Source organism: Burkholderia sp. AU33803 (assembly GCF_002223095.1).
Lineage (GTDB): Bacteria > Pseudomonadota > Gammaproteobacteria > Burkholderiales > Burkholderiaceae > Burkholderia.
Genome location: NZ_NKFJ01000009.1, coordinates 1 through 12,420, shown reverse-complemented (window position 1 = coordinate 12,420; position 12,420 = coordinate 1). Strand labels below are relative to the sequence as shown.

General features: G+C 64.4%; 13 protein-coding genes. 9 read left to right on the top strand and 4 right to left on the bottom strand.

Annotated elements, in window-relative coordinates:
- Nucleotides 1-22 precede the first annotated feature (22 nt).
- Nucleotides 23-1,042, top strand: coding sequence for an AraC family transcriptional regulator (locus CFB41_RS34675; RefSeq protein ID WP_089459782.1), 1,020 nt, complete (start codon nucleotides 23-25; stop codon nucleotides 1,040-1,042).
- 48 nt (nucleotides 1,043-1,090) lie between these two features.
- Here the strand turns inward: CFB41_RS34675 and CFB41_RS34670 are convergent, their stop codons facing one another.
- The 3 genes from CFB41_RS34670 to CFB41_RS34660 all read right to left on the bottom strand — a co-directional run bounded on the left by CFB41_RS34670 (nucleotide 1,091) and on the right by CFB41_RS34660 (nucleotide 5,738).
- On the bottom strand, nucleotides 1,091-2,476 hold the full coding sequence (locus CFB41_RS34670) for a cytosine permease (protein WP_089459781.1): 1,386 nt from the start codon (nucleotides 2,474-2,476) through the stop codon (nucleotides 1,091-1,093).
- A gap of 283 nt (nucleotides 2,477-2,759) precedes the next feature.
- A complete protein-coding gene (locus tag CFB41_RS34665) occupies nucleotides 2,760-4,151 on the bottom strand; it encodes an aspartate aminotransferase family protein (RefSeq protein WP_089443790.1) in 1,392 nt (463 codons plus the stop codon).
- An 81-nt stretch (nucleotides 4,152-4,232) separates the two neighbouring features.
- Complete coding sequence (locus CFB41_RS34660; protein WP_089459780.1) at nucleotides 4,233-5,738, bottom strand: aldehyde dehydrogenase; 1,506 nt, start codon at nucleotides 5,736-5,738, stop codon at nucleotides 4,233-4,235.
- Nucleotides 5,739-5,829: 91 nt separating this feature from the next.
- Here CFB41_RS34660 and CFB41_RS37940 point away from each other — a divergent pair, with 91 nt between their 5' ends.
- From CFB41_RS37940 to CFB41_RS34645, 4 genes are all read left to right on the top strand, one after another.
- Entirely contained in the window at nucleotides 5,830-6,033 is a 204-nt protein-coding gene (locus CFB41_RS37940) for a hypothetical protein (RefSeq protein WP_143330893.1), read from the top strand.
- Nucleotides 6,034-6,121: 88 nt separating this feature from the next.
- Complete coding sequence (locus CFB41_RS34655) at nucleotides 6,122-6,721, top strand: hypothetical protein (protein ID WP_089459779.1); 600 nt, start codon at nucleotides 6,122-6,124, stop codon at nucleotides 6,719-6,721.
- A 92-nt stretch (nucleotides 6,722-6,813) separates the two neighbouring features.
- A complete protein-coding gene (locus tag CFB41_RS34650; RefSeq protein WP_089459778.1) occupies nucleotides 6,814-7,185 on the top strand; it encodes a nuclear transport factor 2 family protein in 372 nt (123 codons plus the stop codon).
- A 110-nt stretch (nucleotides 7,186-7,295) separates the two neighbouring features.
- On the top strand, nucleotides 7,296-7,760 hold the full coding sequence (locus CFB41_RS34645; protein ID WP_089459777.1) for a GNAT family N-acetyltransferase: 465 nt from the start codon (nucleotides 7,296-7,298) through the stop codon (nucleotides 7,758-7,760).
- Between the two features lie 49 nt (nucleotides 7,761-7,809).
- On the opposite strand, the gene CFB41_RS34640 is transcribed toward CFB41_RS34645, so the two are convergent.
- A complete protein-coding gene (locus CFB41_RS34640; RefSeq protein ID WP_089459776.1) occupies nucleotides 7,810-9,639 on the bottom strand; it encodes a methyl-accepting chemotaxis protein in 1,830 nt (609 codons plus the stop codon).
- Nucleotides 9,640-10,175: 536 nt separating this feature from the next.
- Here CFB41_RS34640 and CFB41_RS34635 point away from each other — a divergent pair.
- The 4 genes from CFB41_RS34635 to CFB41_RS34620 all read left to right on the top strand — a co-directional run bounded on the left by CFB41_RS34635 (nucleotide 10,176) and on the right by CFB41_RS34620 (nucleotide 12,202).
- Nucleotides 10,176-10,760 (top strand): RNA polymerase sigma factor, encoded by a 585-nt coding sequence (locus tag CFB41_RS34635; protein WP_089459775.1) that lies wholly within the window; start codon nucleotides 10,176-10,178, stop codon nucleotides 10,758-10,760.
- A 12-nt stretch (nucleotides 10,761-10,772) separates the two neighbouring features.
- Nucleotides 10,773-11,081, top strand: a complete 309-nt coding sequence (locus tag CFB41_RS34630; RefSeq protein WP_089443783.1) for a hypothetical protein — start codon at nucleotides 10,773-10,775, stop codon at nucleotides 11,079-11,081.
- Between the two features lie 2 nt (nucleotides 11,082-11,083).
- On the top strand, nucleotides 11,084-11,380 hold the full coding sequence (locus tag CFB41_RS34625; protein WP_089459774.1) for a 4Fe-4S dicluster domain-containing protein: 297 nt from the start codon (nucleotides 11,084-11,086) through the stop codon (nucleotides 11,378-11,380).
- A 105-nt stretch (nucleotides 11,381-11,485) separates the two neighbouring features.
- Nucleotides 11,486-12,202 carry an O-methyltransferase gene (locus CFB41_RS34620; RefSeq protein ID WP_089460119.1) on the top strand — a complete coding sequence of 239 codons (717 nt, stop codon included), beginning with the start codon at nucleotides 11,486-11,488 and terminating at the stop codon, nucleotides 12,200-12,202.
- The last annotated feature ends 218 nt before the right edge of the window (nucleotides 12,203-12,420 follow it).

The window sequence follows — 12,420 nt, the reverse complement described above, 5'->3', positions numbered from 1 at the left end:
CATGTCGGGAGAATGTAGGAAAATGGGGCCGCAGATGATTTCGCCGGATTTCGTCGACGACGCGCTCGCATGCCTGCGCCGGCAAGGCCTTCCGACGGAGGCCGTGCTACGCGCCGCCGGCCTGCCGGCCGCCGTGCGCGAGCCCGTCACGCCGCAGCAGTACGGCCGGCTGTGGCTCGCGATCGCCGCTGCGCTCGACGACGAATTCTTCGGGCTCGCCGCGCGCCCGATGCGGCGCGGCAGCTTCACGCTGCTGTGCCATGCGGTGCTGCATGCCGGCACGCTCGACAAGGCGCTGCGTCGCGCGCTGCAGTTCCTACGCGTCGTACTGGACGAGCCGCATGGCGAGCTCACCGTGGCCGACGGGCAGGCGCAGATCGTGCTGACGCAGACGGGCGCGCCCTACCCGGCGTTCGCATACCGGACGTTCTGGCTGATCCTGCTCGGCGTCGCGTGCTGGCTGATCGGCCGGCGCATCCCGCTGCAGCGCATCGACTTCGCATGCCCGAGCCCCGACCAGCGCAGCGACTATCACCAGTTCTTCGGCGTGCCCGTGCATTTCGACCGGCCCGACAGCCGGCTCGCATTCAATGCCGCGTACCTCGCGCTGCCGACGATCCGCTCCGAGCAGGCGCTGAAGACGTTCCTGCGCGGTGCGCCCGGCAACCTGCTCGTCCGCTACCGGCACGATACGGGCTGGGTCGCGAAGACGCGTGCGCAGTTGAAGACGCTACCGGCCGCGGAGTGGCCCGACTTCGATACGCTGGCCGTGCGCCTCGGCACGACGCCCGCGACGCTGCGGCGGCGGCTGCGCAGCGAAGGGCAAAGCTTCGCGGCAATCAAGGACGAGCTGCGCGGCGCGCTGGCCCAGTCGCTGCTGCGCGGGCATGCGCTCAGCGTCGCGGAGATCGCGGCCGAGCTCGGCTTCACCGAGCCGAGCGCGTTTCATCGCGCATTCCGCAAGTGGACGGGCACGAGCCCCGGTGCGTTCCGGCGGGACGTCCATGCGGCGGAGGGAGAGCCGGGCGTGGCGAACGGATGATGCGGCACGTAGCCGTCGACACTGCATGCCCGGCCGACCCGGAAACGCTCACGCGACGCGCTGCAGCGGCCGCGAGAACAGCTTGCATCCCGCGTAGTAGACGAGCGACGTCAGCGACAAACCGACGATCCACGACACGTCCGCGCCACCGAGCCGGCTCGCCAGTTCTCCCGTATAGAGATCAGTCGCCATGAACGGCGCCTGCGCGACGATGCCGATGACATACGAGCCAACGGCGATCGTATTGAAGCGTCCGTAGATGCCACCGTCCTGCCGGAAGAACGAATCGACGTCGTAGTCGCCGTGACACACGAGGTAATAGTCGACGAGGTTGATCGCGGTCCACGGTACGAGCACGTACAGCAGCAGCAGGATGAAGTTCGTGTAACCGGCGAGGAAATTGTCCTGCCCGAACAGCGCGATCGCGAGCGCGATGCCGCACAGCACGATCGCGGTCATCGCCCGCGCACGCGCCTTGCCCGACCACGACGGAAAGAGCGTCTGCAGCACGGTGATGGCCGATAGCGCGCCGCAATACAGTTCCATCGCATTGCTGGCCGCGATGCCGAACGACAGCACGACGATCACGAGCACGCTGATCCCTTGCGTGAGGCCCGTGAGGCCGCTCACGACATTGCCGTCGGGCGTCGCGAGCCCCACCAGGCAACCGAGCAGCATCGGGAAGAACGAACCGAGTACGCAGCCCCAGTAACTCGACCAGAATGCCGTGCGCGGTCCGGTATCGGGCGGCAGGTAGCGCGAATAGTCCGATACGTAAGGCGCATAGGCAATCTGCCACAGCGCGGCGACCGACATCGCGCCCAGGAAGCCCGACAGGTTCAGCGAATGCTTCGAGAACGTATCGGCGGGCAGTCCGTGCACGAAGATGATCCACACGAACGCCAGCACGAGCACGCTGCCCGAGCACCAGCTCAACAACCGCGCATACGCGTGGATCAGCTTGTAGCCGTAGATCGATCCGAGCAGGCTGATCAGGCCGATCACCACGACGCCCGCGTCGAGCGGGATGTCGGCGCTCAGGCTGTGCAGCGCCTGCCCGCCGAACACGCAGTTCGATGCGAAGAAGCCCACATACATCACGACCACCAGCCCGACCACGAGCAGCGCGCCGAACGACCCGAACTGCCCGCGGGTCTGGATCATCTGCGGCACGCCGAGCTGCGGCCCCTGCGCGGAATGCAACGCCATGAACACCGCGCCGATCAGGCTGCCGACCAGCGTGGCCAGCGCCGCCCACCAGAACGGCTGCTTGAACACCGTGGTCGCGAGCGATCCGGTGACGATCGTCAGCATCATGATGTTCGACCCGAACCAGATCGTGAACAGATCCTTCGCGCTGCCGTGCCGCTCGGTCAGCGGAATCGGCTGGATGGTGCTTTCCTCGAGATGAGCAATGGACTCGCCGTGACTCATTTCGTCTCCTTGTTTCTGTTGTGATGTTCGTGGATTTGGGGGCTGAAGGCTGACCGGGAATACGTGGCCGGCTCAAAGCCGTGCGGACTTCAACACACGAGCCGTACCATTTGCATTCCTTACCAATACGCAGTCGGCGGCACATCGACTTATCGCGACCACCGACCACGACGCCCAGTCTTCAACTTGTCGGATAGCCGCCGCGGTGGCTGCACGCGGCGGTCCCCATGATTCGATCCGCTCCCGCCCGACTCTCATCGGACGGAAGCGCGTCGCTCGACGATCAGCAGTCGATCCCGAGCACTTCGCGCGCGGTGGCATCCACGGCCTTGCGCATCGTGTCGACCAGTTCATCGATTTGCGCGTGATCGATCACCAGCGGCGGCGCAACGATCAGTCGGCCGTTCGTCGAACGCACGATCGCGCCGAGTTCGAACCCGACCGTCCGGCTGTGCCAGGTCAGGTCGGCCTCGTTCGCAAAGCGCTCGCGCGTCGCCTTGTTCTTCGCGAACTGGATCGCGCCGACCGCACCCACCCCCTGGATCTCGCCGACGAGCGGATGATTGCCGAACGCATCGCGCAGCGCCTTCTGCAGGTACGGCCCGGTATCCGTCTTCGTGCGCTCGACGAGGCCTTCGCGCTCGAGCACGTCGAGGTTGGCCAGCGCAACGGCGGCCGCGACCGGGTGCCCCGAATAAGTCAACCCGTGCGCGTAGACACCCCCCTTGTCGACCAGCGCATCACCGACGCGTCGGCTCATGATCAGCCCGCCCATCGGCACGTAGCCCGAGGTCAGCCCCTTGGCCATGCAGATCAGGTCCGGTTCGAAGCCGAAGTGACGATGCGCGAACCACTCACCGGTGCGGCCGAAGCCGCCGATCACTTCATCCGCGCACAGCAGCACGTCGTACTGACGGCAGATGCGCTCGATTTCCTGCCAGTAGCCGTCCGGCGGAAAAATCATCCCGCCCGCGCCCTGGAACGGCTCCGCGACGAACGCGGCAACGCGCTCCGCGCCGATCTCGAGGATCTTGCGCTCGAGCGACAGCGCCGCCTGCTTGCCGAATGCCTCGGGGCTCAGGTCGCCGCCATTCGCGTACCAGTACGGTTCGTCCACGTGCGTGATGTTCGGAATCGGCAGGTCGCCCATTTCATGCATGAACGCCATGCCGCCCAGCGATGCGCTGCCGACCGTCGACCCGTGATAGCCGTTCACGCGGCCGATCAGCACCTTCTTCTGCGGCTTGCCCATCACGTCCCAGAACCGCCGCACGGTGCGAATCAGCACTTCATTCGATTCGGATCCCGAATTGGTATACACCACATGACTGAAGCGATTGCCGAGCAGCGCGAACAGCCGCTCCGACAGTTCAATCACCGACGGGTGCGTCGTATGAAAGAACATGTTGTAGTAGGACAGTTCCTTCATCTGCCGCGCGGCGGCGTCGACCAGCTCCGGCCGCCCATAGCCGACGTTGGTGCACCACAGCCCGGACATGCCGTCCAGGTAGCGGTTGCCGTCGTTGTCCCATAGATGGATACCTTCGCCGCGCACCATCACGCGCGCGCCTTCCTCGTTCAGCGCCTTCTGGTCGACGAACGCATGCAGGTGATGGGCGGCGTCGCTGCGTTGATAGTCCTGCGTCGTACGATGCGGAAAGTTGGGCGCGTTCATGGGCGAGTCTCCGGTTCGTTGTGGGGATAAAAAGCGTTGTCGTGTTGCGCGGCGCAACCGCGTACGGCCTGCCGCGTCGAATCAGTAACTGATCCAGGTTGTCTTGAGGCCCGTGTACTTGTCGATCGCATGCAGCGAAAGATCGCGGCCGAAGCCCGACTGGCGAAACCCGCCGAACGGCGTCTGCGCGCTCAGCGCATCGACCGTGTTGACGGACACCGTGCCGGCACGCAGCCGGCCCGATACACGGTGCGCACGCGACAGGCTGCCGGTCCAGAGCGATGCGGCCAGCCCATAGATCGAATCGTTCGCGAGCCGGACGGCCTCGTCCTCGGTGTCGAACGCCATCACCGACAGCACCGGCCCGAAGATCTCCTCGCGCGCGATGGCGTCGTCGTGCTTCACGTCGATGAAGATCGTCGGCTCGATGAAGTAGCCCTTGCCGTCGACACGCGGCGCGCCACCGCCGATCGCGAGCGTCGCGCTATCGCGGCCGCGTGCGATCCACTCGCGCACGCGCCGATGCTGCTGCTCGTCGACGATGGCGCCCATCCCGCTCGCCGGATCGAGCGGATCGCCCGGCATGAACGCGGCGGCATGCGCAATCAGCCGGTCGACGAACGCATCGTGAATCGAACGCTGGACCAGCAGCCGCGAGTTGGCGGAACACACCTCGCCCTGGTTGAAGAAGATGCCGAAGCACGCCTTGCGTGCGGCCAGGTCGAGATCGTCCGTATCGTCGAAGACCAGGTTCGGGCTCTTGCCGCCGCACTCGAGCCACACCTGCTTCATGTTCGACTGCGCGGCGTATTCGAGGAATTTCTTGCCGACGGCCGTCGATCCGGTGAAGGCGAGCACGTCCACGTCGGGATGCAGCCCGAGCGCACGCCCCGCGGTTTCGCCGTAGCCCGGCACGACGTTCAGCACGCCCGGCGGCAGGCCGGCCTCGAGCGCCAGTTCCGCGAGCCGCAATGCCGACAGCGGCGATTGTTCCGCCGGCTTCAGCACGACGCTGTTGCCGGCCGCCAGCGCCGGCGCCACCTTCCACGCGACCATGTCGAGCGGAAAATTCCACGGCACCACGGCGCCGACCACGCCCAACGGTTCACGCGTGACGACCGCGAGGTTGCCGGGGTCGGTCGACGCGACTTCGCCATGCAGCTTGTCGACGGCTTCGCCGTACCAGCTGAACAGGCCGCCGGCGGCCGGCACGTCGATGCTGAACGCGTCGGCCACGCGCTTGCCCATGTTGAGCGAGTCGAGCAGCGCGAGCTCCGCACCGTGCGCTGCGATGAGTTCGCCGAGCCGGCAAAGCACGCGCTTGCGCTCGGCCGGCGCGCAACGCGACCAGGCGCCGGATTCGAACGCGTGACGCGCGGCACGCACCGCGTCGTCGACGTCCGGTGCATCGCACGACGCGACTTCCGCGATGACGGCCTCCGTCGCCGGATTGATCGCGGCGAACGTCCGGCCGCTTCGAGCCGCCACGCCGCGCCCGCCGATATGCGCGAGCGTTCTCGGGACCACTTGCGCCGCGAGACGTCTCCAGTCCGCGTGCTGATGAGTTTCTGCTGAAGTTGGGTTCATTCGAGACTCCGTTTTGACGACCAGGCTTTTATGCGTTGTTCTGCGCCTGAACTCGACCCGACGAAAGCGCCCGCGGGCACGACCGATGCCCATGACCGCCGCGCATCGCCGCAGTCGTCCGGTTGGCAAACTGTCGGTCGTCAAAAAGAGATTTGAAAGAACAGTTTTTCTTCTCATTGAAGAGGTTATTTCTATTCATTCTGCGATCGTGCAGTGGGCTTTCCTGCCACGTCGCAATCCCGGTGCCGTTTGTTTGCGAGTGCTCGCATCGGCTTTCCAGTGCGATGCGATGTGACACCCGCTGCGACATCTGGCCGGCACGACATTGCGCGCCGGCCCATCCGACCACATACTGGTCGGCCTGCGCGAACGAGGATGCGTCGATGATCAGTGTCGATCAGGGCACCGCTTCAATCTTTGGCGTGATCGGAACGGCCGTGTCTTTGCTGGCGGCGATTCCGTATGCGCTCGCCATCTACCGGCGCACGGTTCGCCCGCATCTGTTCACCTGGCTCGTGTGGTCGGTCGTCACGGCGATCGCGGCGGCCGGCCAGTTCGTCGCGGGTGCCGGGCCGTCCGCGTGGTGCACGGCGGCCATTGCCGTCACCTGCTTTCTGACGCTGGTGGCGAGCATCTTTCGGGGCGAACGCGGCTGGACACGTGTCGACTGGTTTTTCCTGGTCGCGGCCCTGTCGGCCATTCCGCTGTGGATGCTGACCGACGACCCGACGATCTCGATCTGTCTGGTCACGCTGATCGAGCTGGCCGGACTCGGCCCGACCGTCCGCAAGACGATCCGCGATCCGTGGAGCGAGAGCCTCGCATATTTCGCGCTGTGCGTGCTCAAGTACGCGCTGGCGTTGCTGGCATTGAGCACGTGGAGCGTCGCGGTCGCGTTCTATCCGGCCGTCAACGTCATCGCGTCGATCGGCATCTGCGTGGTGATGCTCGTCCGGCGTCAATCGCTGTCGAACGCGCGGTAGACGGTATTCGTCGGTGCGGCATGTTCGTTGCTGCTGTTGCTCGCCGGAATGCGCTGAACCCCAAAACTTCAGAGACGATGCGAGGCCCTGAAATGGATGCAATCCGTACAGCGATCGAACCCAGTGAAATCGCCCTTCGTGCCGCGATGCTGGCCAGCGATGTCGAAGCGCTCGATGCGTTGCTGGACGACGACCTGGTGTTTACCGTTCCGACCGGCCAGGTCATCTCGAAGGAGGACGACCTGGCCGCGCATCGCGCGAAGCTGCTGCGCCTCGACAGGCTCGATGTGCAGGAAACACACGCATACGCGATCGGCGAAATGATCCTGACCACGACGAAGGCAAGACTCGCCGGCCATTTCGACGGCACGGCGTTCGACGGCATGTTTGCCTATACTCGGCTCTGGCGCCGATCATCTGCCGGCTGGCGCGTCGCCGCCGGGCATGCATCGCAGGTCGCGTAGCCGCGCCGAGCCCGGCCTTCGTTCGAGTCGGCAAGCTGCGAATCCGGCGTTGGGTCGATGCATGCCGGGCGATACCTCCAACCAAGGGGGCGGCCATCACAGGAGACGAGATGCACCAGGCATTCACCGTACGCGCTGCCCGTGCCGCGGACGCGGACGCCCTCACGCGGCTGGCTCGCATATCGAAGGCACACTGGGGCTATCCGCAGGACTGGCTCGACTTGTGGCAGAGCGATCTCACGATTGCGCCGGAGACGATTGACGGGTCAATCGGATACGTTGCGGAATCCGGCGCGGCAATCATCGGGTTCTGGGTCCGGGCGTCATCGGAATCGGATCGCCCGACGCCCGGATGGCTGTTCGTCCATCCCGACCACATGGGCCGCGGTGTCGCCCGGGCATTGTGGGAAGAGGTCCGCAGGGAAAGCGCCGCGAGAGGGATCAGAAGCTTCGTGATCGAAGCGGACCCCAATGCGGTTCCGTTCTATCTGGCGCTCGGCGCCGAGAAAATCGGCGAAAAGGAATCAAGCGTCGTCCCGGGCAGGTTCTTCCCGATCTTGAGGATCACGATCTGATTGCAGCGTCCGTCGGCACCGCCGCCGGACGTACCCGGTATCGCCCTTCTCACGCTGGCTGCGACGTCATCGCACGGCGGTCCTCGAGCTTGAACTCGCCGACCGTCTGCGCGAGCCGGGCAGCCTGCTCGCGCAGCAACGTCGCGGCCGCCGCGGACTGCTCGACGAGCGCCGCGTTCTGCTGCGTCGCATTGTCGAGATGCGACACCGCCTGATTCACCTGCTCGATCCCCGTGCTCTGCTCCTTGGCGGCAACGGTAATTTCCGCAATCACGCTCGTGATGCTGCGCACGCCCTCGACGATTTCGTTCATCGTCGTGCCGGCCGTCTGGACGAGTCCCGAGCCTCCCTCGATCTTCTCGACCGACGAGTGAATCAACTGCTTGATTTCCTTGGCCGCCTGCGCGCTGCGCTGCGCGAGCGCACGCACCTCGCCCGCGACGACCGCAAAGCCCCGGCCGTGCTCGTTCGCACGTGCGGCTTCGACGGCAGCGTTCAACGCAAGAATGTTGGTCTGGAACGCGATACCGTCGATCACGCCGACGATGTTGGCGATCTCGCTCGACGCCTGCGTGATCTCGTTCATCGTCGACACGACTTCGCTGACGACCGTGCCGCCGCGCACCGCGACGTCCGACGCCGATTCCGCCAGACGGCTCACCTGGCTCGCGGCATCGGCGGAATTGCGGGCCGTGCCGGCGATTTCCTCGAGCGCGGCGGCGGTTTCCTGCAAGCTCGATGCAGCATGCTCGGTGCGGCCGGACAGATCCTGGTTGCCCTGCGCGATCTCGGCGCTCGCGAGGTTGACGGATTCGCTGAACTCGCGAATCTGCAGCAGGATCGTACTGATCTTTTCGGCGAACAGGTTGAACGCATGCGCGATCTGCGCGGCTTCGTCCGCGCCGTCGGCCGGCAGGCGTTTCGTCAGGTCGCCGCTACCGGTCGACACATCCGTCAGCGCGTCGCGCACCAGCAGGATCCGCTTGAAGGCCGCGTTCGTCATCGCACCGACGAGTGCGGCCGCGATCACGGCCACGATCAGGATCGCCGCCAGCGTCGTCGTCGCGACCGCGCGCATGCCGGCCGTCACGTCGGCCTTGTCGAGCGCGAGCACGAGCGACCAGTCGGTACCGGCGATCGGCTGGGCCCGCAGCAGCTTGGTGGCGCCGTCGATGTCGACCGCGACGGGCTCGGACGCGGTTTGCAGCGCGCCGAGGTGGTCGGCGTCGAGTGCCGGCGAAAGACCGGTTGCCGGCTTCATGATCAGGTCGGTCTTGGCCGACGCAATCACGCGCCCGCTCTTGTCCACCAGAAATGCGAAGCTCGCGGGCGTCGGGTGTACCGAGGTCACGATCGAGCTCACGCTCTCCATGAACAGGCTGGCGGCCAGCACGCCCTTGACCGTGCCGTCGCGCACCACGGGTACCGCGAACGCAACCGCCGGCTTGCCGGTCGTTGCGTCACGATAGAGTGCCGTCACGACCAGGCTGCCGGCGCTGACGGCCTGCTTGTACCACGGGCGTGCTGTCGGGTCGTAGCCGGGCGCGAGCGGCACATTCGAGAACGCGGTCTTGTCCGGCAGGCCGAGCGTCAACACCTCGAAGCCGCCCGACTTCCCAAGCAGCTTCAGCGCGGGCAGCGGATCACCCTCGCCGATTGCGATCGTGTCCGCGAGTGCCTGGGTTTCCCGGCCTCTGCTGGCCACCCATTCGTTGATCGCCAGCGCGTGCCCGGCGAGGATCGACTTGTGATTCTGGTCGATTGTCTCGTCGTTGTGTTGCTTGACGACGTAATAGACCAGGCCGCCTGTCACGGCCAACGCCGTTACCACGATGGCGACGCAGGTCGCGAGTATCCGTGCACGAATCGAGGACAACATGATGACTTCGATCTCCGTTACCGCGTTATATGAATGGGGTCGCCGAAAGCGGGCAACGTCCTGTTTAACGACAGCGGCTGCGGGAACTTAAGGCCTGACTGGCCAGACCAGTGTGGGCAAAGGGATCGGCAGCACCGTGGATGGGAAGACGGACGGGCCGATCCGACAAGATCGGATACCGTGTGGACTGACCGGGGCGTGTAGCAGGGAGCCCTGAAGAGCTGGCAACGCTCGTCCGGATACGCGGAAGGTTGCCGAGTTCCGGTTCGCCGAAGGGTTGACGGTCTATCTGCATCGCGATCCGGTCGACTGCCTCACGGGCAACTGCGGGCGCGCACCGGGTTCTGCGTATCGAAGCAAGAGGACGAGACGAGGTATCCGTTCCTTTCTGGCAAGCGTGCTGGATGGGTCGCCTACGATGGCTATCCCCTTGGCGCGTGGCCGGCGGTAATGGGTATTTCGCAACGCCGACGCGTTCAGCAGCAGATTTTTTTCTCTGGCCACAATATTCGCGCGCCTGAAACGTCTTCAGGCACATGGAATCGCCACTCACTTCGCACACGATGACCGACCCAGACCGCGACATCACAGCGACAGTGATGCGTGAACGATCGAGGCTAGTGAATTTCATCCGGCGTCGGATTCGCGACCCGGACGATGCCGAGGATATCCTGCAGGATGTGTTTCACGAATTCGTACAGGCGTATCGACTTCCTGCGCCAATCGAGCAGGCGAGTGCATGGCTTTTCCGTGCCGCGCGCAACCGCATCGTCGACCGCTTTCGCAAAAAGAGGGAACAGCCGCTGACCGATCTGTCCGAGGTCGACGATGACACAAACGGTGAGTATCGCCTGGACCTCGCGCTACCGGCGCATGATGCCGGCCCCGAAGCACGCTACGTGCGCACGCTGGTGCTCAAGGCCTTGCAGGATGCGCTCGACGAGTTGCCGACGAATCAGCGGGAGGTCTTCATCGCACACGAGCTGGAGGGCCAGTCTTTCAAGGAAATGGCCGCACAAAGCGGTGTCGCGCTCAATACGCTGCTCGCTCGCAAACGCTATGCGGTCTTGCATTTGCGTGCCCGACTGCAGCCCATTTATGACGAACTGGATAACACCTAGAGGAATCGACAGATGAATTTTCGAATCAGATGTGCGGGCAAGGCGCTTCTCGTGTTGATCGCGATAGGCGTGCTCGGATGGGTCGTCATGATGTTATGGAACTGGGTCATGCCGGCGCTATTCGTCGGCGCCCGTACGATCGACTTCGCGCACGCGCTGGGCCTGCTCGTGTTGAGCCGCATCCTGTTCGGCGGATTCCGCGGTCATCGCGGCTGGCGCGGTCGACGCCACTGGCGCAAGTGGGAGTCCATGACACCCGAGGAACGCGAGCAGTTCCGAACCGCGTGGCGATCCGGCAGCAACCGGCCCACGGGAGAATGACCATGCCCGACAAATCAACGGGCGACTGCAAACAGAAGCCGGGGGTGATTGCACCGGTCGTCGATCTGAAGCGCTGCGAAGGCAAAGGGGATTGTGTCGCTGTGTGCCCCGAGCATGTGTTCGAGATCCGGCGCATCGACAAAGTCGATTACCTCGGCCTGGATCTGATGCATCGCCTGAAGCAGCGCGTGCATGGAATGAAGGTCGCCTATACGCCGAATGCGGATGCGTGCCGGTCATGCGGACTGTGTGTGACGGCGTGCCCCGAACGCGCAATCACGCTCGCCCGAACGGTATAGCAACTCCGTGTATCGCCGATATCGAGCGACGGCGCGGCATCTCTGATGAGAGATGCCGCCACTGAATACGTCGTCGACCGAATCAATCTCTTCAAGGAAACGCACATGGCGTCACCCACCATCGCTCTTCTGCAGCGGCTCCACGAAGAAAGCCGGACCGAAATCGTCGCCCGCGCCCGCGCGCAGTTCCAGGGATCGAACGAGGATTTTCTGTCGCTAACCGAGGAATACGAAGCGATCGCGCCCCGTCTGCGAGGGCGATTTCTCGAAACGCTCGGGCTGTCCAGCGACGACTTCGATTCCCCCGAAGGTAGTCCGCTATCGTTGGCCGTGTCGCCGGAAACGGGCGGATTCTTGCGCAACATGGTGCTCTCGCAACGACCGGCCAGAATCCTTGAACTCGGCAGTTCATGCGGCGTATCCACGCTGTATTTCGCCGAGGCACTGCGCACGTTGGGCCGTGGCGTGGTCGTCGCGACCGAACGCGATGCGCTCAAGTTCACGCGCTTGCGCGATCACGTCAGGACGGCGGGCCTGAATGCCTATGTCGACATGCGGGAGGGCGATGTATTCGAGACGGTTGCCAAACTGGACGGTACGTTCGACATGGTGTTTATCGACGTATGGGCCGACGCCTATCTGAGGCTCTTCAAGCAGGTTGAGCGCCTGCTGCGCCCGGGATCGGTCGTACTGGCCGACAACATGTACACAGCCGAAGACGCCGTTCGACCGTACAAGCACTACCTCGACAACGACCCGCGGTTTTCGACCACGACCCTGAACTTTGAATCGGGGGTTGAATTTACGGTCGTCGTTTCTTGAATGGGGAGTCTGTCGAAGCGTTTCTTCCGTGTGGTCTCGGGCTAAAGAACACCGCCACCCGCTTCGATTTCTTGTGCATTTCTGCAGCGCCAATGCAAAAACCCCCGCCTTTCGGGCGGGGGTTCTTGGCTTAGGGAGCCTGACGATTACCTACTTTCACACGGGAATCCGCACTATCATCGGCGTAGAGTCGTTTCACGGTCCTGTTCGGGATGGGA